This window comes from Armatimonadota bacterium, from assembly GCA_018268395.1.
GTDB lineage: Bacteria > Armatimonadota > Fimbriimonadia > Fimbriimonadales > Fimbriimonadaceae > JAEURO01.
Genome location: JAFDWQ010000009.1, coordinates 305,128 through 330,974, shown reverse-complemented (window position 1 = coordinate 330,974; position 25,847 = coordinate 305,128). Strand labels below are relative to the sequence as shown.

Below are 25,847 nucleotides of genomic sequence, written 5' to 3'. Positions count from 1 at the left end.
GTCACGGGCAGGCCACCTTTTCCTCGGACATGTACCCTCGGATCGTCCCGACCAGGTCGTTCTCGGCCGCCTTCACCGCGATCAGGATCGCGTTCTTGATCGCTTTGGCGTTGCTCCGTCCGTGCCCGATGACACAGATCCCGTTCAATCCGAGCAAGGGGGAGCCGCCGTATTCGGCATAGTCCATCTTCTTTTTCAAAGGCGCCATGACGCGCTTCATGGGCAAGTACAGGAGCCGCGGCAGGCCCGTCGGGACCTGCGACCGGATTTCATCGACGATGAATTCTGCCACGCCTTCGGCCGTCTTGAGAACGATGTTACCGACGAAGGCGTCGCAGACCACCACGTCGCACCTTGAGTGGAACATGTCTTGACCTTCGATGTTGCCGACGAACCAGTCGTGCTTGGCCATCAGGTCATAGGCCTCCTTGGCGAACGCGTTGCCTTTGCCGGGCTCTTCGCCGATGTTGAGCAAGTGGACTTTGGGCGACGGTTTGCCCATGACCTTCTCGGCATAGGCGCGCCCCATTTGGCCGAACTCGAGCAAGTGGACGGGGTCGACGTCGGGGGACGCCCCGGCGTCGAGCAAGAGAAAGTGTCCGAACGCGTTCGGTAGGACGCTGGCGATGGCTGGACGGTGGACGCCTTCGATCTGTCGCCAAGCCAGAAGCGACGCGGCTGTCGCCGCACCTGTGTTGCCTGCCGAGACGAGCGCTTGGGCCTCGCCCGATTTGACGAGGTTCGCCGCCAAGACCAACGACGAATCCTTCTTCTTCCGGATCGCCTCGATCGGCTTCTCGTCCATCTCGATGACCTCCGAAGCCGAGACGATCGTCACGTTTTCGGGCAGGCCGTCCGGAGAAACGGCGCGCACCGCGTCCGGCCGACCGACGAGCAAGAGTTCGTGCCCGACGAGCGGCGAAGCTTCGATGACGCCTTGGACGATCTCCTTCGGGGCGTGGTCTCCCCCCATGGCGTCGACGGCGATCTTCATTCGTCGTCCTCGGTCTTCAGGGAGGCGAGTCCTTTGAGGGCAGGGTGGACTGTGGGTTCGGTCTGGACAGTGTCGGGACGACCCTCTGGGCAAGGGACGTCCCAACTCCCCGAACAGAGCGGTTGTGCCGGAAGGTTGATCAGGAGCCCTTGGCGGACATAGTTGTCCACGATCAGCGCGTTCTCGTTGAACATCGGTTCGGGCTCGTCCGTGACGACACGAGCGTACCCGTCCCTTGAATACGATGCGGGAACCCCTTCCACTTGGAACTGGTCCGACATGACGAACGAGACCTCGCAGTCGATCGGCGCGCCGCACCGGGCGCACTCCGACACCGCGCGGGTGGAGAACTTCGAGTCCAGCAACAACAGGTTTCCGGTGCTGACGGCCTGTAACTCGCCGCTCACCGGGTCGAGGAGGTCGATGTCCGCTTCCTGATCAAGGCGCGTCACGATCGCGAAGGTCAGCTTTTTGCCGGGATGCTGGACCGCCTCGTTCAGGTCGAGAAGGCCCTCGCGTTTCATGGCCGCCTGCAATTCTACCGCTGTTTCGGCCCCGGCCCTGGTGTCCGCCGCCCAGGGGCCGATGATGAGAAATGGAAGTTCATATGATCTCCTCGAGGCTTGGAAAAGGCGTCGAGGGCGTCTCGGTTCCGTCGGTGCTGGGGGGCATCGGCGAAGGAGCGCGGCAGTGCCTTCAGAACTTGAGCGCCTTGGCCCATCTTTACGGGAACCGGCCCATGGCCGAACGCGCCCTTTCGCAGGACGCGCGCCTCATCGGTCAGGTGTGCGGCGTCCTCTCCGGAGGCCTCGTCGGCGAACCGGGAGTCGTCTATCAGAACCTGACGCAGGCGTTCGACTGTCACGGGTGCGACGACGTCGTCTTCGCCGCCCAGTTCGTCAGAGCGTGCCAGTTGGCAGACCTGACGTCCGCAAAGGCGGGCCTGGATCCGGACGCGTTCGTCCGCCACGCCGTCGCGACTTCGGCGGGTACCGCCCATTTGGCGCAGCAGGAAGGGGCCGACCCGGCCGAAGCGAGAATGGCCGGACTTCTGCACAACGTGGGCGTCCTGTTGTTGGCGGGCTCGCTCCAAGGGCGTTACGGAGCGGTCTTGACCGGCCTGGCCGGGGCGGGGCTCGCGCTCCACGAAGCCGAAGTCCAGTCGCTCGGTTTCGACCATCAAGCCGTCGGCGGTGCGGCCCTCGCTCAATACGCCTTCCCGTCTACGGCCTCGAACGGAGCTTCGGCCCATCACGGAGACATATCGACGATGGCCGCGGACATCAAACGGGTGGCGGTCGCGGCGTCAGTAGCGCACCAACTCGGTAACACGATGGGGATCTGCGACGCCTGTCCACCGCTGCAACCGTCCGATATCGGAACGGACGAAACCGGAATGTGCGGGATCGCAGAAGCGGCCGTCCTCGCTGCAGGACGTGTGGACGTGGTCCTGGCAAAGGCCCGAACCAAGTGCGCCTGACAGTCCGTCTACCTCTGTGGAAGTGGCCCGGACGAGGCCGGCCAGCTTGATTTTCCCCCGCCCGGACTGCTATCCTGGTGGCGTTCGAGCTTGGCCGTTCACGGCCCGGCGACGAGGTAGCTACCTTGAAGAAGTGGTTGATCGCATTTACGGCTGGTGCCGTGGTCATCGGTTGTGGCGGCGGAAGCGGCCTGGACGGCATAAATAACGGCAACAACGGTGGTGGCGGCGGCGGTACCGATCGGACCATCCCGACCGTCAACTTGAAGCCGAACGCCCAAGTCCAGATCCTGTACCTGTCCGGACAGGGCCGGCGCGCTCCGGGTTCGCAGATCGCGGTCATGAACAACATCCGCATCTTCAACTCGCCGACGGACTACTGGCCCAAGGACCTGCAAGGATCGGGATCGGCGATCCGTGTCCAGTTGGACGGCTACACCCTGAACCACTTTGTCTTCGACGTTCCGATGTCGGTCGGTTCCGCGAGCAAGACCTACACGCAGTTCCCGCTCGAGATCGCCCAGATGGACGAAGAGCAGGGCGGTCAACCCGTGACGGTCTACTCCGGGCCCCCGTTCTTGGTCGCGGGCGATTCGGCGAACAACTTCTTCAAGCTCAATATGCAGCTCTTCCCGGGACGGCAGACGTCGGTGCAGGTGCTGTTGAACGACGCCATGCTCACGTGGGACGCGACCAACGGCATTGCTTTCGACGCCGCCCAGTTCAAAGCTGAGAACTACTCTCAGGTCACCGGGGCTTTGACCGGCTTCCTGAGCGACATGATCGCGTTCGACGTGTCCAGCCTGCCGGCGGCTCAGCGACCGTTGCTCCAGAACGGCGAGCGTGCCGAAATGGTCCACTTCTCAGGCGACCTCATCGGGATTTCGGGCCACTTCTTCACGGTCAGCGGCCGCGAGGAAGCCGCCTACGACAATCTCAGCCCGATCGTCATCGACTCGGGCATCATGACCAAGCCCGTGACGCTTGGCGCGAACAAGGCTCCGGGCATCTTCACCGTCATGGAGCCGGATCCCCGCGATCCGTTCGGTACGGAAAAGATCAACGCCATCCAGGGGTTCTACCGGGCCTACACCGAAGTGCTCTCCAACCTGAGTGAGTTCGGCGCCGTCGCGATCCCGTCGACCCGTTCGACGACCTCGCACCAGTTCGTAATGTTCAACCGCAACTCGAACGGGACGATCACCGCGTGCTGGCAGGGTGTGGCCGACTTTACGGGCGGGACGAAGGGCGTCCTGAGGCTCTACTCCCTTGAGCAGCTTCCGGACGCCGGTGCCCAGCCTCGGGCCACGGGCGAGGTCTTCTATACGAAGTCAAGCGGCGTCGTGCGGTCGGGCACCTTCTCGGTCTCGAACGTCGTCGGCAACGCGACGTTCCCGTTCCCGAGGACCGGCGGATTCGTCGTCTTCCGATAGGATGTGGCCGATCCTGGTCGGACTGGAGACCGAGTACGGTCTGGCGGTCGAGGGCCGGGGAGCGGGCGATCAGGTCGACGATGCGATGGCGCTCGTACGGAGTTCTCCGTACGGGCGTCGTTCCGTTTGGGACTACCGTTCCGAATCCCCAAGGGCCGACCTGAGAGGCTTCGTCCAGCAGGCTCTGGCCGTCGACCCTGAGGACGCGAAGTTCGACGTGGGCCGTCGCCCGACGATGGACGAAGACGTGCGGTCCGACGTGGTCCTTCCGAACGGTGCGCGGCTGTACAACGATCACGGCCACCCGGAGTACTCGACCCCCGAGTGCTGGAGCCTTCTGGAACTGGAACGTCAGGACGCGGCGGGTGAAAGCGCCGTCCTTGACGCAGCGGCCGGATTCTCCCGGGACCACGGTCTGGCCGTCACGTTGTACAAGAACAACACGGACGGGCACGGCGCGTCGTACGGCACCCACGAGAACTACTTGGTGCCGCGGTACCTCGGGTTCGCCCGAACGAGCAGCGCCGTCCTTCCCGTCCTCATCGCGAGGCAACTCTTGTGCGGAGCCGGGAAGGTCGGTTCCGAATCAGGGGTCCATTGCGATTATCAGATGTCGCAACGGGCCGATTTTTTCACCGAAGTCTGGAGCGTCGACACGCTGTACCGACGGCCCGTTTTCAACACCCGGGACGAACCTCACGCCGATCCGGAACGTTGGATGCGGCTTCACGTCATCTGCGGAGACGCCAACCGTATCGGCACGGCCGTCCGCCGAAAAGTCGGCCTGGTCAAGCTCGCTCTCTGGCTCGAGTCCGTGGAGCGGGCCCCGGTTTGGCGGCTGAGCGACCCGGTGGGATCGTTCCAGGCCGTGAGCCGCGATCTGACGGGAGAAGGACGGATCGCCCTCGAAGGAGGCAACTGGACGACGGCCGCATCCGTCATCGCATCGTACGTCGAGGCCGCCGAAAGGTTCTTGGACCCGTCGTTCCCGGGTGTCGAAGAGGCCCTCCAAGAAGGAAGAGAGTGCTGCGGAACGGCAGACCTGGTCCGTTCTGCACCAGAGGACTTCGCCCGTACGGTCGACTGGGCGGCGAAAGGTCGGGCTATCGGAGCCTATCTGGAGGAGTCGGATTCCGATTGGAGCGACCCCGTGGCACGGTCGACCGACCTAGCCTATCACGACGTCGACCCGGTGGACGGTCTGTACGCCGTCATGGCGGGACTGGGAATGGTGGAGCCGGCCGTGTCCCAAGAGATCAAGGCGTCCCGGCTCGAAAGGTGCCATGAGAGCACCCGGGCCCGGGCAAGAGGCAAGGCCGTGCGGTCCTTTTCTTCATCGCTCAAGGGAGCGTCCTGGGGGCGGTTGACGTTTGAAACAGAAGCGGGCGTCCGGACCGCCGCGTTGGCACCGGACGGGTGCTATCCTGAGTCGTTGGAGTCCGTAGACTCGCTCGACGAATTCTTGGACGCCCTCGAGGAACGACGATGACGGTCAATACTGAACGGATCCAACGGCGAGAACTCACGGAGCCCGAACGCAAATCGGTCGACGACGACGGGCCCTCGAAGCCCGGGATCGACCGGCCCAAAGTGCCGAGCGAACTGCTGAAAAGGATGAAGAACATCGATCCGAACCAAGCGAAGAAGTACAGGCAGAGATCCGGTCAATGACTCGAGGCGGCCAAGGGGGCTTCGCCGAACTCGTCGGATTCGAGGCGGCCCCTGTCCAGGATTTCCAGGTTCACGGGACGACCGTTCTCGCCCTCCGGTATGACGAGGGCATCCTCGTGCTGGCCGACAGGCGTGCGACGATGGGGAACCTCATCATGTACGAACATGCGGAGAAGATCCTCCCGCTCGACGATACGGTCGTCGTCGCCATCAGCGGCGCCTATGCCCGTTCGATCGAGATCGGGCGGTACCTCAGGCACTCGTTCAAGTATTACGAGAGGCTGAACCTGGTCGAGATCTCGTCCGAGGGCAAGCTGATGGAGATCAGCCGGGCCTTACGCGGAAACCTGCCTGCCGTCAATGAGGGGCTCGGCCTGTTCTTGCCGATCGCGGCCGCCTACGACAAGTCGACGGACTCGTTCGGCGTCTACTTCTTCGACGCGGCGGGCGCAAGGTTCCAGAGCTCGGACTATGCGTGTGCCGGATCAGGGTCGGAGAGGATCCGGGGTGTCTTCGAGTATCTGATCCGGACGAAAGGGCCATGGGCGAATCGGCCGTTCGGCGATGTTTTGAAGGAAGGCCTGACCATGTTGGACATAGCCGCCGACTTGGATTCGGCGACCGGAGGCTTTCGGAAAATCTTGCCGTCGGCGTTCGTGCTCGACCGTCAAGGCGTGCGTGAGATTTCCGGTTCGGAACTCGGAGCGGCCGCTGACGACGTCATCGAAGCTGTCAAACGAAAAGAGTAAGGCCCCTTCGCTCAGAGCGAAGAGGCCTCTTGATGTTCCGTGTGAGCCGGGCTTAGAAGCGGTAGCCGATATAGCCACCGATCGAGTTGGCGCGCGCACCGTGCGCGTCGTCACTGATCACGAAGGTGAGTTCGCCGAAAATGTGCTCGCCGAACTCCATGCCATAGCCTGCGCGGCCCGCGAGGACGGTCTTCGTCGACGTGACGTCGACGACGGCCAAGCCAGCGCCCAAGAAGAAGTACGACTTCCGACCATAGTCCAGCTCCGCACCCTTGTTGTACCAACGCTGGTTGATCATGAAGGGGAAAATGTTGCCCTTGTCGCCGCTGGACGTCTTGCCGAGCCAGTCGCCCGAAATGTACGTCTCACCGCCCGGCAACAGGCTGTTCTGGAAGAAATAGTCGAAGCCCACGCCGATAAAGCTGCGGATGTTGTCGCGCGTGGTGTTGTCAATCGGATACGCGGCGCCAAGGCGCAGCGCAAGGTTCGTCGGCGTCGAAATCGTCTGAGCCGATGCGAATGAAGCGGCGCTCAAAGCCGCCAGAGCGATCAGTGTCCTCATGTTTCTCCTCCGTGAGGGGCTCACGGGCCCAATCCGATCGGGCACGGCTATTCTACTTAGAATCAAGCCCTGGGCGAAACGCTTGAGCCTCAGGGCCGACGGTAAACTCGAACGATATGCCCGAGCTGCTTTTCGAACTTGGCTGCGAGGAGCTTCCCGCAGGCTCGGTGGCGAAGGCGGCACAAGAGCTTTCCGAGGCGGTCATCAAGCGTCTGTCCGAAGCCGGCGTGCCTATGGGAAGCGTCACGACGAAGTACACGCCCCGACGGCTGGTCACGTCCGTCGCCGACGTCGCCGACCGGCAGCCTGACCAGGAGGCGACGGTCCGGGGCCCGTCGCTCAAGGCGGCGTATGACTCCGAAGGCAAGGCCACGAAGGCCCTGGAGGGGTTCTGCCGGGGTCAAGGCGCCGACTTGGCCCAAGTGACGGACGACGCCGAGTACGTGTGGGTCACGAAGAGGACCGGAGGAAGGCCGACGGCCGAACTCTTGGCCGAGTACCTGCCCGCCGCTGTGCAGGACGTTTCCTGGCCCAAGACGATGCGATGGGCCGACGGGACGCTGCGCTTCGCCCGGCCGATCCGGTGGATCTTGGCCGTCTTCGACGGTCAGACCGTCCCTTTCGCGATCGAAGGGGTCGCGTCCGGCGCGACGAGCACGGGACACCGATTCTGGAGCACCGGAACGTTCGAGGCCAAGTGCCTGACCGAACTCGACGCAGGCCTGACCGCCCGGAACGTCCGGCTGGACCAAGACCAGCGCGCGGCCGCCGTTCGGAGCCGCGTCTTGGAGCTCGCCGGTGAGGCGCCCGAAGAGCTCGTGGTCGAGAACGCGAACCTGACGGAATGGCCGGAAGTCCATCTCGGTGAGTTCAAACCGGAGTTCTTAGAGTTGCCTGACCCGGTCTTGACGACGGTCATGGCCAAGCACGAACGGTTTTTCCCCGTCCGAGACGGTCAGGGCAGGCTGACCAACCGGTTCGTCGCGGTGCGGAACGGCGGCGTGGAGGACGTCGTCCGCGAAGGCAACGCTTGGGTCCTGAACGCGCGGTTCAACGACGCTCGGTTCTTCTATGAGGAAGACCGGAAGCACACGCTCGAGGACTTTCTGGAGCGGACGGCGCAAATGAGCTATCACGACGCCTTGGGCAACGTGCGACAAAGGGCGGAGCGGCTGTCGTCGCTGACCTCGAAAGTCGCCCTTTGGTCGGGTGCCGACGCGGAAGAAGCGGCGTGGGCGGCCGAGGCGGGACGCCTTGCAAAGGCGGATTTGACCACGGGACTCGTGTCGGAACTGGACGAACTTCAGGGCGTCGTCGGTGGCGAGTACGCGCGCAGCGAGGGTCGACCGGACGCCGTGTGCTGGGCCGTTTGGTCGCACTATGACCTGACCCGGAACGAGCAGGCAGACTGTGCCGGAGCGAGGACGGCCCTTCGGTTGACGGCGGCCGACCAGCTCGACAAGCTCGCAGGTTTCCTGGGCATCGGCAAAGTCCCTTCGGGCTCGAGCGACCCGTTCGGTCTGCGCCGCGCGGCGAACATGCTGATCCAGATCGCCCTCCGCGACTGGCCGTCGCGTCCAGGATCGTTCCTACCTGCCTTCGATGCGGCCCTTGAGGGGTACGCCCGTCAAGGCGTAGTGCTCGACACCGAAACCGCCCGCTCGTCTTTCCTCGACCTTCTCGACAACCGTTACGCGTCCTATGACTTCGATGGAGCGCCGTACCACGTCGTCGATGCCGCGAAGCTCGAGGGGGCCTCTTTGGCCGACCCGAGGGCGGTCCGGTTCCGCGTCTTGGTAATGTCCGCATTCGCTCAGGACGCAGACTTCGTCCGGACAGCGCTCAGGCCGACGAACATCGTCTCCGCCGCCGTGAAGAAGGGCGCGCTCGACTCTTCGAAGGCATGGGACGAGGACGGCCTTCAGTCCGACGAAGGTTCGGCGCTTTGGGCCGCCGTCGTCCGTCAACGACCCCTCGCGGAGCAGGCCTGTCAGGCTGAGGACAAAGAGGGTCTGATCGCGGCCGTCCGACCTTTGGCCGCGCCGATCGACGCGTTCTTCGATTCGACGATGGTCATGGTCGACGACCCCGCTGTGCGGAACGCGAGGCTTGGGATGCTGGCCGAGTGCGACGCGGTGTTCAAGTTGGCGGGCGACTTCACGAAGGTCGTCATTCCCGGCTAAGAAGCCGCTCGACGTACCGGGCGAGCATGTCGTATTCGACGTTGACCGGATCGCCCGGAGAGAGGTCGCCGAGCGTCGTGTGCCGCATCGTGTGGTGGATGACCCAGACGTCGAACTCGCCGCCCGTCGGTCCGACGACGGTGAGGCTGATCCCATCGAGCGTCACAGAACCTTTGTCGACGATGTAGCGGTCATCCGGTACGGAAAACCGGAAAACGAAGGCGTTCCCCTCCGGACGTCGGCCAAGGAACGTGCCGGTCGCATCGACGTGGCCCTGGACGAAGTGACCTCCTAGTCGGTCCTCCATCCGGAGCGCGCGCTCCAGATTGACCCGTCCCCCATGGCTCAACCGGCAGAGCGCCGTTCGGCGGAGCGTTTCATGGCTAAGGTCGAACGCCAAGCCCTCGGAATAGCAGGTCAGCGTCAGACAACACCCGTTCACCGCGATGGACTCGCCAAGTCGGAAAGGATCGCTGCGCCAGGTGCCGGGGTCGTTGACGACGAGCCTGCCGTCCTCGAAAGCGGAAACCTCGGACACGGCCTGGACGATGCCCGTGAACATACGGGAAGTGTACGTTGGAAACGGTCAAAGCCGGTCGTTCGAGACCTGGAGTCCCGTACTTTCGTGGGTCTGTCGGCGGTGTCAGAAGCCAATGATCAAGAGTGGCACCCAGGAGGGACGACATGGCACGACGGATCGACTTCGGACAAACGCTTCGGACAGGGACGACCCTGCGGATCGACCCCAAAGTCATCCTCTCGAGCCAAGTGCTCGAACTCAGCCAAGTCGAACTCGAGCAGTTCGTCGAATCGGAGATCAACGAGAATCCCGCCTTAGAGCGTATCGATGACGGGCCGTCGGCGCCTTCGCAGGACGAGATCCTGAAAATCGTGGCCCCGGGCGAACTGTCCCCCTCGGGCGAATGCCACGAACTCTGGAGGTCCTTGCCCAAAGACACGGCGTCGGAAGTCGACTGGGTGGAGCTGACGGCGATGACGGACTCGCTGGCCGACCACTTACGGGCCCAGCTGTCCGCGAAGCTTCCTTCTTCGCCCGCCCTGCTGGTCGAGTACCTCGTCGGTAGCGTCAACGAGCGCGGCTATGTGACGTCAGAGCCCGAGGAAGTGGCTCTGGCTTGCCATGTCAGCCTCGAAGAAGCCCAAGAGGCTTTCGAGGCCCTCAAGACGTGCGAGCCGCTCGGGGTCGGTGCGGCGGATCTCAAAGAGTGCCTCAACCTTCAGCTCCGGTTCGCCCAGAGCGACGCGGAGAAACTCGCGCGGCTCATCGTCCGGAACGACTGGGACGAACTGGTGGCCAAAGACTTACGATCGATCCGAAAGCGCTATCGCGTGCCGGCGGAGCTCGTCGAGTCTGCCATGGAAGTGATCATCGGCCTCAACCCGTTTCCGGGCGAAGGGTACGCCCCGGCGACCGTCCAGTCCCGTGAGCCTGTTTCCACGGCCTATCCGGACCTGGTCTTGCACCGAGACGAGAGCGGTTGGACGATCGACGTCACCGGCCCCGGACAGGGGTCGTTGAGGCTCGCTCGTGGCTACGAGCGGCGACGGCAAGAGCTTGAAGCGATGTCGCGACCACCGAAGGACGAGAAGAGGCACGTGGGCGAGTTCCTGGAAAGGGCGAACCGGTTCATCGAAGCCCTGTCGCAACGGGGGCTCCTGATGCGGCGGATCGGCCAGTATCTGATCGAGCGGCAGCACGGGTTCGTCTCGACAGGCGAGTACCGATTCCTGGTCCCCTTGACGCGTTGTCAGATGGCCCAAGACCTGGGGACGCACGAGAGCACCGTCAGCCGGGCGACGAACCGCAAGTTCGTCCAACTCGCGAACGGCGAAGTCGTACCTTTCGAGGTGTTCTTCAAGCCTGCCCTGAGGGTCCAGAAGCTGATCGAAGAGATCTTGGCCACGGAAAACCCGGACAGTCCCTTGAGCGACGAATCGATCGCTCGGATTTTGGACGCCCAGGGGATCAAGGTCGCTCGACGGACGGTCAACAAGTACCGCGACCGCAACCGGACGCTCTCGAGCCGCAGGAGAAAATCGGCGTAGCGGCTATCATGAAGGCGATGAAACGCCTTTGGCCGCTGGCGGCGCTCCTCCTCGTCGGTGCCGGATGTTCGTCGACGCCCACGGCAGACACGGACGCGTCAAAGCCCGCAGGACCGACGGCGCAGCAACCGGCATCCGGAGGAACGGGCGGGGACGTCCAAGTCTTGACCGGCGGAGCCGGGGCGGGCGGCGCGACCCCGGTCACCGGAGGCGAGAACCTCCAAGGATCGGGCAGCGGCGTGAACGACGCGGCCAAAGACGCCGCACGAAGGGCGGGCGCCAAGATGAGCGGCTCGACGGCCGGCTCGGCCCAGGCGCCCGAGTGAGCTACTCCTTCAGAAGCAGCAAGTAATCGAGGCCGAACATCCGCCGGGGCTCGGCCTTCGGATTGGACCCTGTGTTCTCGACCGTGAACCGGGCCTTGCCCTGCTTCAAGTCGACTTTGCCGAGCTCGACCGACTTCCAGCCGAGTTCGCCGAAGAAGTCCTGCTTGAACGACAGGTCTCCAAGAGTCATCTTGTGCACGCCGTAGTCGCGCGCGAAGCAGAATTTGCCGATGATCCTGTACCGGCCCGACGCGGCGACGGGGACGTCCAGGACGAGCCTGTCGCCTTGCTTGGCGTCGCGCCACCAGATCTGCTTGCCGCCCGAGAGGCCGTCGAACCCTTGGACTTCCGTCTCGCCGCCGGACTTTTCAAGGATCGTCGCTTCCTCGCCCTCGACCGCGCCTTTGACCTTGACCGGTCCATCGATGAACGGCGGCAAGAACTCGACGCCTTCATCGGACTGCGGTCCGGCTGAGCCGGGCATCGCGTACCAGTAGACGGTCCGGCCGTATTGGACCTGGCAGTCGGCCCAATGCCAGAGCTCGAGGTCGAAATGGAACTGGTTTGTGAACGGGAGCCGGTCGAGGTACTGGAACCGGCTCACACAGGTGTGGCCTTTGTTGCCTGGCCCGTCGCACCGGCCTTGAGACCGGAACGGGTGCATGAACAAATGCGGGTCGCACCAACCGTAGCCGAAGAAGTCCTCCGTCCCGGTGCCGAACGTGCTCGGGAACCCTTCACCGTCGATCGAGATCTTCTCGTCTCCCTCGCCCCACCACGCGGCGACGGGGTTGTCGACGGAAACGTTGCAGCCGACATAGACGCCTTTGCCCGTCGTCCGGAGGAACTCCAGGTCGGCCATGGGCCTCGTTCCGCCCTTATAGGCCTTCCATTGCGCGTAAAGGTGCATCGAGCGGTCGTCCCAACGATAAGGGGCCGTCTTGACCGCCATTTTGACCACGGTCCGGACTTTGGCCGAGCATTCGACTTCGATGTTGAACCCGTCCCGATAGGGCATCGGAAGCCTGAAGACCAGAAGCCCGTCCTTTGTCGCCGTTTGAGGCAGCGTCTTGAGCGGCCATACCCCGACGGGGACGCCCATGAAGTCACCGAGTGGCGCGTCGACGCACTTCTCCCCGTCGATCTTCACGATCATCTGTTGACTACGTAGGATGTTGTGCCATCTCCGAGGGTCGGTCCAGGCGGCGTCCTTCGGTTCGGGGGGAAGTTGGAACGCGATTTCCGTGATCACGCCCGGGCCCCGACCGTTGGCGAAACCGAAACTTCCCATGGCGAGGTCGTGCGTCGTCCAGTCTCGGTCTTGGGTCGACGGCGGCTTGTCGACGGCGGCCGTCAGTTTCTGTGCGGCGCCCGTGACCTGCGCACTGTTCACGGAGAACGGCTCGACCGACGTGCCTGCGGAGTACGTCCGGTATTGGACCTGGTAGTACATCTTCCCGCCTGCGTCCTTGTCCGAATCGTCCACGGTGACCTTCGCCGACTTCTGGTACGTGATCGGATAATGGAGCGTCCAACCGCTCGACGTCACTTCCGCTAGCGGGCTCGGGAACCCTCCTTGGCCGGACAAGAGGGCGGCCGTGTTGCCGATCAAGGCCGGCTTCGGGTCGCCGTCGAGGTAGACCCGAAGGACTCCTGCCGGGTTCGGCGACCAGATGCGGACGATACATCCGGGCCCGGAAGCGTCCATCAGCACGTGCTCCATCCGGCCGTCGACGGACTCGTGCCTGATGAACTGGCCCGCGTCGGCGTTGGCGAACCAGGTCGGGTCGCCCGGCTTGACAGAGGCACGGTCATAGCTGCTGGCCTGTCTCGTGATGTAGGCGGGATCCGGGTAACGGGTCAGCGTCCCAGGATCGGTCATGTCCTGGATCAATCCGGCCAACGTCACCTGCGGGGCCAACAGGACAAGCGACAGCATCGTCATACCTAGAGTCTACACAAGCTTTCGAGGCGAATGCGGTGGTACGCGAAAAGCAACCACGACCGTCATACTGGTGTAAGAAGCTGTCTGGAAGTGGTTAACCATGTCGATATCTACGATCGCCCTCCTTTTGGCCGCTAGGGGAACCGTCACCGTCGAACTCCCCGCGGCACCGATCGAAACGGTCGTAGCGCAGTTCGGCGAAGCCGCAAGGCTTAAGTTGGACGTCGAGCGCGAGCTTCGACCGAAGAACCTTTTGATCCGCTTGACGGACCGGTCGGTCGAGGAAGGATTGAAGCTGATCGCCGAGGTGTCGGGGGGTGTCTGGGACGACACCGGAGACGGAAAGGTCCTCCGGGTGGATCGGGCCGCCGCAAAGCGCGGCGACGGAATCCGACGGAAGGCGTTCGAGGCCGAAGTCGCGAAGCTCACGGACGAAGCGTCCGATTTCCATACGCTGACGTCGGGGGAAGCCGAAGCGGCCGTCAAAGAGGTCGTCGCCCGAGAGCAGGGTTCCAACGAACAAAGGTGGGACGCGTATGAGAAGGACGCGGACAAGACCCCGCAGCGAAGGTTCTTGAAGCGCGTTTTGGCATTGACCGGTGTCCGGGCTCTCGGTGACCTTTACCAAAGCCGGCGCGTGGTGTTCTCGACGAACCCGACACGGGTACAGAGAGCCCTGCCGACACAAGTTTGGGACGCGTATGCGACCTTCCTCAAAGAAGCCCAGGTTCAGAAAGACGCGATCGAGTCGGTCTCGGAGCGACGTCCGAACGAGGGTTATTACAGTCCGTTGCTCCAACAAGCGGCGGTGTCCGCCGAGCGTCCGGCAGCCATCCTGCTCGTCTACTCCCGGAGCGCGATGTCTCCCCAAGGTACGTTTTCGCTCTGCACCGTGCACCCTTCGGGTCTGAACGACCTGTCCCAATGCTCGATCGACCCGACGGGCCTTCAACGGTCGATCGAGACCCCGAGGTCGGTCGTCACGGGGCTGGAAGGCGACGTCGCCTTTTCTGAGCACTCGGAGTTGGCGATCGCGGCGGTCAGCCCGTTTCTCGGTGGAAAGACACCCGGGGCCGATAAGGCCCTGGCCTGGTTCCGGAACGAACTGGCCGACCTCCCGAAGAGCGACGTCATGACGTGCGTGGTCTCGGACATCCTGATCCAAGGCGCGCGGGCCAAGAAAATGGACGTGGTGGCTTCCGTGCCGGATTTTGCCTTCATGGTCGGCGCCCAAGCCCGGCGCAACGGCTCCGTTGTGAAGCTTCAGGCCGCTTGGGACTTGCTTCTCGGGACAGGGTTCTTGGACTCCGAAGTGAAAGACGGGGTCCTGACCGCGAAGACGGGCGATAAACTGCCTCTCTTCCGGACTTTGCCGAAAGAGGCCGTCGCACGACTGTGTCGGGAGATGTCCTCCAAGAAGTCCGCCCTCGACGCTCTCGCCGACTATTGCCTCGGGTGTCAGGACGAAGAGGAGGCCCTCTACGGCATGATGATGGCCCAGCTTGGTTACAAGCGACTTCGGAACCTGGCTTTCACCGCGAACCAGTCCTTCCGCCTCATGAGGATCTATGCCCGCTTAGACCCTTCGGCCCGTGCCGCCGCGAAGGCCGACGGTGCCAAGATCCAGGTGGGCACGCTCGGGCCGGCAGGTCGGGAAGACCTCCGTGTGCTGTTGTTCGAGGACCAGCCGACCGTGTCGTCCGTCCCGAACGTCGACGACACCGGGCGCCGACCCTCGCCCGAAGAGGTCCATGAACCGACGATCCGGTTGCCCGAGGGTCTTCCCGGCTTCGGAGAGCTCGTTCTGACGTTGAAGGACAAGTCGTCGTTGTTCCGGGCCCGGGTCTGGAACGGGGACATCGAGTCCGCGACGATCGATCCGGTCGAGCCGCAGAACCTGGCTTATGACATCGCCTATCAGGAGCGTGTCGGCTCGGAGGCCGGCGTGTCCAAGTTCGTCAACGGATCGATGCAGATCCTGACGTTGGTGTCCCGCTTCGGGCCCCAGACGTTCCATTCGGCCGTGCTCCGGCTGATGCCGGAGATCGAGTCGTCGAGCCTGGTCACGTGGGACAAGCTGCCTGCCGATCAGCGAAAGACGATCGAGGAGGCGCTTCCGAACGCGAGGAAGGCGTACGAAGGCCTCCAGCAAGGTGCTCCGGGTCGGATCAAGCCACTGCCTTAGGTACAATCCCTAGTTCCGGCCTCGTAGCTCAGTGGATAGAGCGCCTCCGTCCTAAGGAGGGCGTCGGGGGTTCGATTCCCTCCGAGGCCGCCAAGGTTAGTCTGTCCCTTGTCAGAAGCTCCGGGGCAAATCCGGCGCGCTCACACGACATTTCCCAGGGGAACGAACGTCAGACCGGAGACGCCGGAGCCCTCATAGCGCTGCTTAAAGGACAGATTTGAGTTGGCTTGATCATCATAGGTCAGGATTCTCGTGGAAGCTCCGGTCTTGTGATGAAACAGCCCTTCGTACGGAAGTCTCTCGCGGTGGAACCAGGTCTCATCCGGTGAGCCGCTCAACACCTCGTCGCCATAGGGCTTAAAGGTCGTTCGCGATCGATCGATTGCATCGACCAGTCTTGTGACGGCCCACAACGTGAATTCAATGGGTCCAAACGGCTTGAGCCGAAGGTCGAGCGCGTCCGCGGTCACACGGATCAGTCGGCACCAGTCCGCCTCATCCAAGGCCAACCTCTGAATGGCTTCAGAATCTGCCGTAAAGGCAGAGTCTTGATCGTAAGACATGATGTTAGGTCGGATCTTCTTCTTGCCCTTGGAATAAATCAGGGTTGGCGGAACCCAGTCCGAGTCGATCTCGGGGCCGACACAGAATCTCTCTTGTCCGGCACTCTTCGATTCCCGATGATCCGGCAGGACACTGTCAAAGTCGTTATGGGTTGCTCTGACTTCGTACACCATTCCCGCAGCTCATTGTGATGGACGGCATGCGGCCCAAGGACACGCGATACAATTTTGTCGGAATTATGGGAGTCTGACCAGCAGGGCCTAGTCTCTCCAAGGTCTCTCCGACGCGGTGAAAGGCGGTGGCCGATTTGGTTCAACGGTGGACGACCCCCCAGACTCGTTGAACGTAGGAAATGTCAGTCCTAAGGAGGGCGTCGGGGGTTCGATTCCCTCCGAGGCCGCCAAAGCCCGGACTCCTGGAAGCCGTTTGGAACCCATGTCTCTCGACGACCAGATCGAAGCGTATCTCGCGGGCCACCCCGAGCCGAAGCGCAGCGAACTGCGCGAGCTGGACGGCGCCTTTAGAGAGATCGTGCCGGGCGGGGCGACCAGGTTTTTCGACGGCAAGGACGACGACGGAAAGGTCGTTTCGAACCCGACGGTCGGCTATGGCACGTACACTCTCCGCTACGCCGACGGCTCGTCGAAAGAGAGCTTCCAGACCGGCCTCGCCGCGAACGCGACCGGCATCTCGGTCGATATCCTCGGTCTTAAGGACAAATCCGCGCTGTTCCAAAGGTTCGGTGCGACGATCGGCAAGGCGGACGTGACCGGCTACTGCATCCGGTTCCGATCGTTGAAGAACATCGACGTCGAAGTCCTTAAGGCGGCGGTGCGGTACGGTGCCGAAGCCGTCGCGAACGGTGAGTCGGCGGATCAGACGCCGGCCTTGCATCGATCGGGCGGCGATGTCAGGGGAACCCGCCTGTCCGGAAGGCTGACGTCGCCGCGAAGAACCTGACGGCGTACAGGGCACCGATGACCAGCGTTTGGAGGACGATCGCGACGATACCGACCGTAAGGGCGGTTTGCGCACCGGGTTCATCGGCCTTTTTCGCCCGGTTCGCATAGTAGATCCCGGCCCCTGTGAGCGCGAGAGGCAGCGGGAAGATGCAGCAGAACGCGCAGACCGACGAGACGAAACCACCGATGATCAGTCCCCACGCCGTGTTGACGTCCGACTTGGGCTTTCCTTGCGACGTGGCGATCGGATACGGACTGCCCGACGTCAAGGGGAACTCTTGAGGGACGCCGAACCCGGTGTGGGGGGAGTCGACCTGAGTCTGGACGGGCGTCGGTTCGGGCGGAGGCGGGAACTCAAGGCCCGTCAATAGGGCTGCAGAGAACCTGCGGCCCGTCGCCTCTTCCTCGAGCTCGGTCTCCGGGGTGATGCGGCCTTCCCATGCCCACTGGGTCAGGGTCTGGGCGTCCGCCGGCCCGAAGCGCTGTCCGTCCGGCCAAAGTACGAAGTAACGCATCGGTGCCGTTAAGGAGGCATGCTACCCGCCGACCAGGATCTGGCGGCCCAGCGCGAAAAGGAGCGTGACGCCCAGCGTCAGGATCGAAACGGCGATGGCGCAACCCGCCGTCCGATCGTTCCGCGACCGGGCTACGATCGCCAGGACGACGGCGACCACGGCCAAGACCATACCGACGGAGTTGAAGCACATCACTGCGGCGATCAGGCTGAGGACGAACGACACGGCCGAGAGTCCGGACGACGGTGGCTTTCCGTAGTCGGGATAAACAGGGGATTGAGGGCTTCCGTGGGGCAGGTACGGCTGTTGAGACGGAGCATAAGGGGCAGGCCCCGTTTGCGCGTACGGGTCATAGGGAAGGGCCGGCCCTCCGAACGTCGAGGGGTGTCCAGAGCCGGTCGGAGGATAGAGGTTCCCTCCTACCGCGCCGAACGGGAGACCGTGGACCTGGCTCGCGTACAGCCTCTGCCCGGTCTGAGCGTCCTCCAATACGGTGTCCGGGAGTACGCGGCCTTCCATCACCCAGTCGGCCAAGTGGGGCGGCGTGGCCGGCCCGTAGCGTTGTCCGTCCGGCAGGACCACGTAGTAGCGGTTCAATTCGTCGTCAAGCTTGGCACGCCAACGCCCATAATTTCGTACAGGAGTCGTCCCAGAAGTGTCCGTGCGCCCAAGGTTTCCCGTCCAGCCATCGGTCACGTTGGCGCTCGTCGTCGTCAATGCCGTCGCCTTCTTCGTCAATTGGGGCACCGGGCAGTCGCTCGTGCCGTGGTTGGACTGCGCCGGAGACTTCTCCCGTCCTTGGACGCTCCTGACGTACTCTGTCGTTCCCTTGGGGTCGCCGAGAGAGTTCCTCTGGATGTTCTTCGGCTTGTGGTTCCTTTACGGGGTGGGGACTTCTCTCGAGCGCACGTCGGGCGTCAAAGGCCTTCTCGGCGTCTACTTCGGATACTCCCTGGCGTCGGCCGTCTTGGGGAGCCTTGTCGCGAAGGGCGTCGGCCTGCCTCTGCTTCTGACGGGACCGTGGATCCCGATCGCCGCGCTCGTGTGCCTATGGGCGGGCCAGGGCCCGACGCAAGAGATCCGGCTAATGGGGATCGTTCCGCTGCAGGCACGGTGGTTCGCCCTCCTGACTGCGGTCGCGCTCGTCGTCTGTTACGGCGCGCAGTCCCCGCTGATCGGCGCCGCGGTCGCCGCCCCGTGTCTGGCAGCATGGTTCCAAGGAGCAGGGACCTTGTTCGCGCCCCGTCGAAGAGCGGTCGTTTCGGGCCGTGGGCAGCGCGCGCAAAGCGGCGAGGAGTTCGACGCGTTCATGACGAAAGTCAAAGAGAAGGAGCGCGAACGCGAAGAGCGGGAGCGTCTCCGGAAGTTGCTGGAAGGGAGCGTTTCAGACGGGACCTCCGACCCCGGAAACCGCACTGATAATTAACGGATTTTTTACAAAAGGGGCACGTTTTCAAGTTCAACGGCTCACCGTGACAGGCATTAATGCGGGTTTTGGGCGGGGTCCGTTGCCGTGGCCGGAATCTCGTAGTACAATTCCTCACGCACAGCAATGTGCGTTGCCCGGCACTAGCCTGGCAGCGTTTATTCGGATAGTGAGGACATCAACCAAAATGAAGATGAGAACCCTTTTGTGTCTGTCGTTCGTTGCCGCCGGCGTCGCTGCGAATGCTCAGTATAACGACCTGGACTGCGTGACGCAGACGGGTGCGGCCAACCTGACCACCCAGCAGAACTTCGGCGTCCACCAGATTTTCGGTGACGCGGGCCTCGAGAGCCTTTCGTCCTACGGTATCGAAGAGTTCAAGGCGAGCGGCAGCATCGTCAACGCCGTCGGCGTCGTCGTCGAGGTCAACAGCAGCTCGATCAACAAGGCTGTGCTGGAAGGCATCAGCTGGCAGCTCTCCGTTTGGAGCAGCTCGGCCGCCGCTGGCGCCAGCCAGTTCGGTGACGTCATCAGCAAGAAGGTCAACGTCGTGGCTACCTCGGTCGCCTCGGGTTCGACCGTCGGCGCGTTCTGGATCGACGCTCGCGACGCTGCCGGCTTCGGCAACGTTGCCGCTGGCACCAGCTACTACGCTTCGCTCACCCCCTACCTGGACTTCGGCTCGGGCAACCAGACGTTCTTCATGAACCAGGTTAACGCCGGCGCCAACTACGGCACCACCATGAACAATGGTATGGTCGCCAACCCGGGTCAGGGCTGGGGCAGCGGTTCGCTGATCAGCGTCGCCCCGGACAACGTGGCCCTCGGCGTCAACACCGTCGTGCCGGAGCCGACGACCATGATCGCCCTCGGCGCTGGTCTCGTCGCGCTGGCTCGCCGCCGCCGCAAGTAAGACCGGAAACGGTCACAGAGTCGGTCCACCGGGCTGACTCAATGGAACCCCGCTACGAAAGTCGCGGGGTTCCGCCTTTATAAGGGGATGGATTCTCTCTTGAACGCCCCTGGCCGACATGGACGCTGTGGACGATACTTGCCCGTTGTCTAGAGCGGACGTGACACCCGTTCCGGGCTAACCCCCGTCAGTTGCGGATTGTGGTAGCACCCATAGAACCTGGATTCGAGGTCAAACGACCTGGCTGCAGAGGGAGCGCACGAGAACCTACACGGGGCGATCGAGGTGGACGAGTGGCCGACCGATCGAACGGCCAAGAGCCCTTCCCGCTTCCCGACAGTGACCTCTCCCGCAATAGTGAGGGGTCGGAGGCAGGTGGCCCAGCATGGGTTCCGGCGTGCAGGGTTCTGGGAGCCCGTAAGGGTCAGGTGCCGCTTGGCCCTCGACGTGCCAGGCAAGAAGAGCCCTCTTCATATGGGGGCGGGGCTGCCCCACAGACCGGTTTACCGAGAGTCCAGGGTCGAGGCGTGTACACCGGCTCCGGTCAACGGGATTCGAGGATGGTCGGTCGCCAAGGCTTTGAGCCTTCTTAGCCCCATGAGCGGGTCTAACCTTGCCTTGACTTGGGCCCGTAGTGCGGGGCACCTTCGAGGTCGCCGACGTCCCGCCTGTTCGACGTCCCCCCGTCGTCACTCCTGTGACACGGGGACGAGCGCTCGATTCCACGGAGAATTGGATCCTGGCGACGAGGAAAAGGGGCCATGGAACCCGTCATCCATCGACTGCAAATCGACCGGCTTTGGGCCGAGCGGATTCGGCCCTGTTGCGGTGGATCGGACGGCTTCCAAGAGGCTCCTGTAGCGACGGGCGCCGGTACTGGCTCAAGGATCTCGTTCATTGGTCTGAGGAGGTGCTCAGCAGACTCGTACGTATCATCAGGTTCCTGCTGGTGTCTCAGAGGGCGTCCGATCTGACGTTCCGGAGCGTTTCGGTCCGTTCAATTCGGGCCGATGGAAGCCTGAACACTGGGCCGAGTCGCGCCAGTGTGCCGGTGTTTCGGACGGTCGAGCAAGACGGAGAGGGCAGGCGCCGCCCTAGGATCCTTGCCAGGGCATTGCCGAATGGCCCACCTTAAGAAACGCGCTGCTGGAAGACGGGGATCGGGTTCCCTTCGCCGGCAAAAGAAAGAGGCCAGCGCCCGAGGGCGCTGGCCTTGTCGTGACTCTAGTCGAGCTAGAGCTTACTTGCGGCGCTTGCGAGCGAGGGCCACGAGACCAGCGCCGAGAGCGATCATGCTGACCGGCTCCGGAACCGCGTTGATCTTCATGTTGACCTGGCCGTCGCCGAAGCCGAAGGCGCCCATCGACGTCCAGTTGGTCGTGCCGTAGCCGCCACCGTAGCCGAAGTGCGAGAAGTCGCGGCCGAAGGACTCGACGAGACCGTTGGCGTCGCGGGTGATGTAGTACCAGCTGGAACCGACGGACTGCATCGACATCATGTACGTCGTGCCGGCCGTCAGACCGCCGAGGCTCAGGCCGGTGGCCTTGACCGTGTGACCGACGAGGCCGAACACGCCGTCGCTGAAAGCGGTGTCGCTGACGCCGATCAGACCGGACGAAGCGATGAGCGTGTTGCCCGAAGCGTCATAGATTTCGACGAAGGCCTGGGTGTTCGTGCCACCGAAGCCGACATAGGTGGCTTCGACGTCCGTGACGACCGTGCCGCCGGCGACAGCCGTGAACAGCTGGCCGACCTGCAGACCGGAGTTCGCGCCGAGGTCGTTGATGCCGCCGTCGGTCGAACCGTTGCCGGCGTTGTAGCCAAAGCCCGAGCCGACCGAATGGTCGTACAGGGTCACAGCGTTGGCAGCCATCGGGACGGCGACCAGCGCCATGAGAATCAGAGTTTTCGTTTTCATGAATGTACTCTCCAACTCGCCAGATCCGACCGACAAGATTCGGTCATCATCTAGAGACGAATCATAATCTAGCACAAGACAGGCCACATACGAGGCTCACACTCCAAATCCCGCCCTAAAACCGGCAAAAACACGGTCCGCCAAGTGTCACGTTTCTAAGGTGCGTCCAGTCCGTTCCGGATCAACGCGGAAGAATCGACCGGTCGAGTCACCAAGAGGTAGCCGTATCGACGCTTTTCCGTAGGCCTGCATCCAGTTTGTCCCGGCTCGTGCTCGCGCGCGCCCGTACAATACTCGTCATGACGACGACAGGTGCACCCGCGACCGCACAGAAGACATGGCGCGAAAAGGTCGGTCTCGCCGAGATGCTCAAGGGCGGCGTGATCATGGACGTCACGAACGTCGAGCAGGCGCGGATCGCCGAAGACGCCGGTGCGGTCAGCGTGATGGCCCTGGAGCGCGTCCCCGCCGACATCCGCCGGGAGGGCGGCGTCAGCCGGATGAGCGACCCGGACATGATCCTCAAGATCAAGGAAGCGGTTTCGATCCCGGTCATGGCGAAGTGCCGGATCGGACACTTTGCCGAAGCCCAGATCTTGGAAGCGATCGAGGTGGACTTTATCGACGAAAGCGAGGTCTTGACCCCGGCCGACGAAGAGAACCACGTCGACAAGCACGGGTTCACCGTCCCCTTCGTCTGCGGGGCCCGGAACCTGGGGGAAGCCCTGCGGCGGTGCGGCGAAGGTGCCGCGATGATCCGGACGAAGGGTGAGGCCGGGACGGGAGACGTCGTGGAGGCCGTCCGCCACATGCGGACGATCATGTCTCAGATCCGTTCGGTGCAGAACGCCCGTCCGGACGAGCTCTACGTGATCGCCAAGGAGCTTCAGGCCCCGTTGGACATGGTGAACATCGTCCATGAGACCGGCAAACTTCCGGTCCCCAACTTTTCGGCCGGCGGCATCGCGACGCCCGCCGACGCCTCGTTGATGATGCAACTGGGTGCGGAAACTGTCTTCGTGGGCTCCGGGATCTTCAAGTCCGGCGATCCGGCTAGGCGCGCGAAAGCGATCGTCGAAAGCGTTCTGTTCTACAAGGACGCCAAGAGACTGGCCGAAATCAGTCGGAACCTCGGCGAACCGATGGTCGGTGTGAGCGTTTCGTCCCTGCCGGAGCACGAGCTCATGGCCGGCAGGGGCTGGTAAAGGAACGACCGAGCGATTTTGATCCGGAAAGCCCCGTCGCTATAATGGGACGCAGCGGGTCGGATCATGGTTCTTCAGTGGCACGTCCGAATCCTGGCGGCCTCAAGCACATTGGTCTTCTGTGCCAGTGCGGTCGCGCAGCCCAGTGAGAGGTGGTCGACGTTCGTCGACTCCGGAACTCGGACCGACGACATCCCCTATTCCGTTATCGAAACCGCCGATCGTGGATTTCTCGGGGTCGTAGGGGTCGACTCGCGGGGCCGCATCGTCCGCTGGAACGGTGAAGGAGCCGTTCTCACGAGCCGGGCCGTCAAAGCGTCATCCGGTTCCACCCTTTATCGGCATTCGGACGACACCGTCTATCTGTGCCGGGACAACGTCATCGAGAGGGTCGACTCCTGGGGCAAGCCCTTGTGGACTCGGTACGTCGGCTTCTTAGAGAAGGACGGCTCGGCCAACTCGATCCTCCTGGGTAGCGGGAGCATCTTGGCGGGCGGCTCCAAGCCCGTAAAACGGACCCGGAGTACGGGCACGACCCGGCCGGATTCGGCGCTGTCTTTGGTCCGTTCGGACGGGACCATCGCCTGGGAGTGGTCCGCGGCTGTGGCTGGGCTGAAGGGGTCGAGCGTCTCGAACCTCGTCGAGGACGAAGGAGGCGGCATTTACGTCTTGCGGGGCGCCGGCACGGGACTGAGCGCATTGCTCGATCTTGTCCGTCTCGATGCGGACGGGCACGTGAGTTGGGTGAAGCCGCTCGATGAAAGCAAGCGTGTCAACTTGGCACCACATCCTGGCGGCGGCGTCTACGTGGTCGAGCGGTCCACTACCGCCGTACCTGCTCCTGTCCTGATCCGTTATGTGGACTCAATGGGGGGCCTCGCCGGAACCATGGTCCTGGGCGACTCGCTGGCGGCTACCGACACTTTCGGGAGTACCGCCGGACCAGACGGAGCCTTGTACTGCACCCGACAGCCTCCCTTTTCGAGTCGATTGAGTCTAAGCAAGGTTTCCCCCGACCTGAGATCGGCCTGGACCCGGGAAGTTCCGGGTTATCACTACAACTTTGGCCCTCCTCTCATGACCCGGACTTCGGACGGTCGCCTGGCGATCGGCTCGAACGCCGTGTTGGACGCCCAGCGAGTTTGTTCATGCATCGTCTTTGACCTTGACGGAGGTCTCGATTGGACGTCCGTGCTCTCGGCGCCGATCCGTGACTATCGGGACATCAGGTTGAGAGCGGACCGAGACGGATCACTCCTCCAATCGTTCGGAGCCAAAGGCCTCCTCGCCGACACGGACGTCTTCGTAACCAAATTAGGACCGAACGGCGAGCGCCTTGCCGGCTTCGTGTCCAACGTCATGTTGGGGGGAACGGAGAAGTCCATGCAGGCTCATCGGTTGCTGGACGGATCGTTCCTCTTGGTCAATGACGCAGGCCGTACCGACCTCATGGTCCGGGGAGGGATTGCGCTCGTCGACTCCGTTGGTCGTACGACTTGGAGTCGACCGCTATTGGGGACCGTCCCGGGCCAAGTTCGAAGCACGACCGTGCGGACGGAGCCGGAGGGCGGAATCGTCGTGGCCGGTGAGGTCTTCGGCCGTCGGTTCGACGGTACGGGCGTCGCAGGGCCGTACATGGTCAGATATGGGCCGGACGCAGGTCAAGAGTGGGTTTGGCTTGCAGGTGGCACGTCACAGGGCTCGGTGAAGGATTTCGTCGTCCTTCCGGACGGAGCAGTGGCAGGTACGGCCCAGTATGCGTACGGAAACGGCCGGTACGACAGGTTCAGATTCACGCTGGATCCTATGGGACGCGAAACGTCGCGAATCCTCTACGGGCCAGACCAATATGCGCTCGGCCCTCTGCTTTTGGCGTCGGACAGGATCTATTGGATCGAGTACGACCGTGTCCTTCAGAAGCATCTCGTAGTCTGTCGGGGGCTCGATGGCCAAAGTCTGTGGTCTGCGCTGATCGGTTTCAAGCTGGGCAACGACCCGGACTTCAAAGTCGGCCCGAACGGTGAGCTTGCGGTCTGCTCGGGCAAAGATTTCGCGATCCTTGAGCCGACTGGGGATTGGAGATGGTCGAAGAGGGTGTTTTCGGTCGCTTCAGACCACACGCTGATGTCGTTTGACCCTGGCGGCAACATTGTGGCGACCTCCACCGAGCCGACTCAGTCCAAGACTGCGGCCTTTGCGGCCAAGCTCGACCGCAATGGAAGCCTGCTCTGGCAGACGTATTGGACGCATAGCTCGTTCGATCAGACCTTTGGGGACGCTGTAGCGGTGTCTTCCGACGGATACGTGGCAATGGCGGGCAGGTATGCGCCGAAGGGGACGAAGAACAAGCTTGACCACCCGGTCTTCACGGTTCTGCTTGATCCAGAGGGCCGCTTCATTTGGCCGGATTCCGGCGGCGTGTACCTGAGCGGCGGAGCCCTCTTCGACCGGGGCGACAGCGGATCGCAGACCGGCGTCAGCGTCTTCTTGGGCCCCGGCTTGACGGTCACGACCACGTGCCTTGGCAAAACTGCCGAGAACGGTCGGGACATGGCTGTCGTCCAGTACGGCCCGTGAGCCGTCGTACCCCCTCTCAGGGGACGAACGTGACCTTGGCAGTGATATCGTCACCTGGTCTCTGTTTCGTCGGGGTCGGCTGAGAGGTTGCCTTTCAGCAAGTCTTGCTACGCGCACTGCCCAATGGCCCGGTTTCGGCCATCTTCTGCCCTGCCCTGTCGTCGACCGGGTC

General features: G+C 63.1%; 23 protein-coding genes and 1 tRNA gene. 15 read left to right on the top strand and 9 right to left on the bottom strand.

Going from position 1 to position 25,847, the window contains the following annotated elements; translation table 11 throughout:
• Position 1 precedes the first annotated feature (1 nt).
• Together plsX and JST30_15090 are read right to left on the bottom strand one after the other, a co-directional pair.
• Complete coding sequence (gene plsX, locus JST30_15095; GenBank protein ID MBS1715653.1) at positions 2 to 994, bottom strand: phosphate acyltransferase PlsX; 993 nt, start codon at positions 992 to 994, stop codon at positions 2 to 4.
• A complete protein-coding gene (locus JST30_15090) occupies positions 991 to 1,518 on the bottom strand; it encodes a DUF177 domain-containing protein (GenBank protein ID MBS1715652.1) in 528 nt (175 codons plus the stop codon). The genes plsX and JST30_15090 overlap by 4 nt, the downstream gene beginning before the upstream one ends.
• Positions 1,519 to 1,601: 83 nt before the next feature.
• Between JST30_15090 and JST30_15085 the strand changes: the two genes are divergently transcribed.
• From JST30_15085 to JST30_15065, 5 genes are all read left to right on the top strand, one after another.
• The gene (locus JST30_15085; protein ID MBS1715651.1) at positions 1,602 to 2,474 is read left to right on the top strand and encodes an HDOD domain-containing protein; all 873 of its coding nucleotides are present in this window, start codon (positions 1,602 to 1,604) and stop codon (positions 2,472 to 2,474) included.
• 125 nt (positions 2,475 to 2,599) lie between these two features.
• On the top strand, positions 2,600 to 3,907 hold the full coding sequence (locus tag JST30_15080) for a hypothetical protein (protein ID MBS1715650.1): 1,308 nt from the start codon (positions 2,600 to 2,602) through the stop codon (positions 3,905 to 3,907).
• Between the two features lies 1 nt (position 3,908).
• Positions 3,909 to 5,396 carry a proteasome accessory factor PafA2 family protein gene (locus JST30_15075; protein ID MBS1715649.1) on the top strand — a complete coding sequence of 496 codons (1,488 nt, stop codon included), beginning with the start codon at positions 3,909 to 3,911 and terminating at the stop codon, positions 5,394 to 5,396.
• Positions 5,393 to 5,578, top strand: a complete 186-nt coding sequence (locus JST30_15070; GenBank protein MBS1715648.1) for a ubiquitin-like protein UBact — start codon at positions 5,393 to 5,395, stop codon at positions 5,576 to 5,578. Before JST30_15075 ends, JST30_15070 begins: the two co-directional genes overlap by 4 nt.
• Positions 5,575 to 6,327, top strand: coding sequence for a proteasome subunit alpha (locus JST30_15065; GenBank protein ID MBS1715647.1), 753 nt, complete (start codon positions 5,575 to 5,577; stop codon positions 6,325 to 6,327). The genes JST30_15070 and JST30_15065 overlap by 4 nt, the downstream gene beginning before the upstream one ends.
• A 52-nt stretch (positions 6,328 to 6,379) precedes the next feature.
• On the opposite strand, the gene JST30_15060 is transcribed toward JST30_15065, so the two are convergent.
• The gene (locus tag JST30_15060; GenBank protein MBS1715646.1) at positions 6,380 to 6,889 is read right to left on the bottom strand and encodes a hypothetical protein; all 510 of its coding nucleotides are present in this window, start codon (positions 6,887 to 6,889) and stop codon (positions 6,380 to 6,382) included.
• A gap of 116 nt (positions 6,890 to 7,005) precedes the next feature.
• Here JST30_15060 and JST30_15055 point away from each other — a divergent pair, with 116 nt between their 5' ends.
• On the top strand, positions 7,006 to 9,072 hold the full coding sequence (locus JST30_15055; protein MBS1715645.1) for a glycine--tRNA ligase subunit beta: 2,067 nt from the start codon (positions 7,006 to 7,008) through the stop codon (positions 9,070 to 9,072).
• On the opposite strand, the gene JST30_15050 is transcribed toward JST30_15055, so the two are convergent.
• Positions 9,059 to 9,634 carry a riboflavin synthase gene (locus tag JST30_15050; protein ID MBS1715644.1) on the bottom strand — a complete coding sequence of 192 codons (576 nt, stop codon included), beginning with the start codon at positions 9,632 to 9,634 and terminating at the stop codon, positions 9,059 to 9,061. The two genes, JST30_15055 and JST30_15050, sit on opposite strands and share 14 nt — an antisense overlap.
• A 122-nt stretch (positions 9,635 to 9,756) precedes the next feature.
• Between JST30_15050 and rpoN the strand changes: the two genes are divergently transcribed.
• On the top strand, positions 9,757 to 11,139 hold the full coding sequence (rpoN, locus tag JST30_15045) for an RNA polymerase factor sigma-54 (GenBank protein ID MBS1715643.1): 1,383 nt from the start codon (positions 9,757 to 9,759) through the stop codon (positions 11,137 to 11,139).
• A 17-nt stretch (positions 11,140 to 11,156) separates the two neighbouring features.
• On the top strand, positions 11,157 to 11,465 hold the full coding sequence (locus JST30_15040) for a hypothetical protein (protein ID MBS1715642.1): 309 nt from the start codon (positions 11,157 to 11,159) through the stop codon (positions 11,463 to 11,465).
• Between the two features lies 1 nt (position 11,466).
• Here JST30_15040 and JST30_15035 read toward each other — a convergent pair whose 3' ends face one another.
• On the bottom strand, positions 11,467 to 13,410 hold the full coding sequence (locus JST30_15035) for a DUF2961 domain-containing protein (protein MBS1715641.1): 1,944 nt from the start codon (positions 13,408 to 13,410) through the stop codon (positions 11,467 to 11,469).
• 100 nt (positions 13,411 to 13,510) lie between these two features.
• On the opposite strand from JST30_15035, the gene JST30_15030 reads away from it, so the two are divergent.
• A complete protein-coding gene (locus JST30_15030; protein MBS1715640.1) occupies positions 13,511 to 15,595 on the top strand; it encodes a hypothetical protein in 2,085 nt (694 codons plus the stop codon).
• 17 nt (positions 15,596 to 15,612) lie between these two features.
• Positions 15,613 to 15,688 (top strand) — tRNA-Arg (locus tag JST30_15025).
• Positions 15,689 to 15,735: 47 nt separating this feature from the next.
• Here the strand turns inward: JST30_15025 and JST30_15020 are convergent.
• Positions 15,736 to 16,332 (bottom strand): hypothetical protein, encoded by a 597-nt coding sequence (locus JST30_15020; GenBank protein ID MBS1715639.1) that lies wholly within the window; start codon positions 16,330 to 16,332, stop codon positions 15,736 to 15,738.
• A gap of 262 nt (positions 16,333 to 16,594) precedes the next feature.
• On the opposite strand from JST30_15020, the gene JST30_15015 reads away from it, so the two are divergent.
• On the top strand, positions 16,595 to 17,119 hold the full coding sequence (locus JST30_15015; protein MBS1715638.1) for a DUF1801 domain-containing protein: 525 nt from the start codon (positions 16,595 to 16,597) through the stop codon (positions 17,117 to 17,119).
• Here JST30_15015 and JST30_15010 read toward each other — a convergent pair.
• Positions 17,070 to 17,636, bottom strand: coding sequence for a hypothetical protein (locus JST30_15010; GenBank protein ID MBS1715637.1), 567 nt, complete (start codon positions 17,634 to 17,636; stop codon positions 17,070 to 17,072). The two genes, JST30_15015 and JST30_15010, sit on opposite strands and share 50 nt — an antisense overlap.
• A gap of 21 nt (positions 17,637 to 17,657) precedes the next feature.
• Complete coding sequence (locus tag JST30_15005; protein MBS1715636.1) at positions 17,658 to 18,233, bottom strand: hypothetical protein; 576 nt, start codon at positions 18,231 to 18,233, stop codon at positions 17,658 to 17,660.
• Positions 18,234 to 18,297: 64 nt separating this feature from the next.
• Between JST30_15005 and JST30_15000 the strand changes: the two genes are divergently transcribed.
• Positions 18,298 to 19,062: a hypothetical protein gene (locus tag JST30_15000; GenBank protein MBS1715635.1), complete on the top strand. Its 765-nt coding sequence runs from the start codon at positions 18,298 to 18,300 to the stop codon at positions 19,060 to 19,062.
• A gap of 193 nt (positions 19,063 to 19,255) precedes the next feature.
• Entirely contained in the window at positions 19,256 to 19,975 is a 720-nt protein-coding gene (locus JST30_14995; protein ID MBS1715634.1) for a PEP-CTERM sorting domain-containing protein, read from the top strand.
• 1,240 nt (positions 19,976 to 21,215) lie between these two features.
• Here JST30_14995 and JST30_14990 read toward each other — a convergent pair.
• Positions 21,216 to 21,893 carry a PEP-CTERM sorting domain-containing protein gene (locus JST30_14990; GenBank protein ID MBS1715633.1) on the bottom strand — a complete coding sequence of 226 codons (678 nt, stop codon included), beginning with the start codon at positions 21,891 to 21,893 and terminating at the stop codon, positions 21,216 to 21,218.
• Positions 21,894 to 22,192: 299 nt separating this feature from the next.
• Here JST30_14990 and pdxS point away from each other — a divergent pair, with 299 nt between their 5' ends.
• Together pdxS and JST30_14980 are read left to right on the top strand one after the other, a co-directional pair.
• Positions 22,193 to 23,098 (top strand): pyridoxal 5'-phosphate synthase lyase subunit PdxS, encoded by a 906-nt coding sequence (gene pdxS / locus JST30_14985; protein MBS1715632.1) that lies wholly within the window; start codon positions 22,193 to 22,195, stop codon positions 23,096 to 23,098.
• 66 nt (positions 23,099 to 23,164) lie between these two features.
• Positions 23,165 to 25,675: a hypothetical protein gene (locus JST30_14980; protein MBS1715631.1), complete on the top strand. Its 2,511-nt coding sequence runs from the start codon at positions 23,165 to 23,167 to the stop codon at positions 25,673 to 25,675.
• Positions 25,676 to 25,847 lie beyond the last annotated feature (172 nt).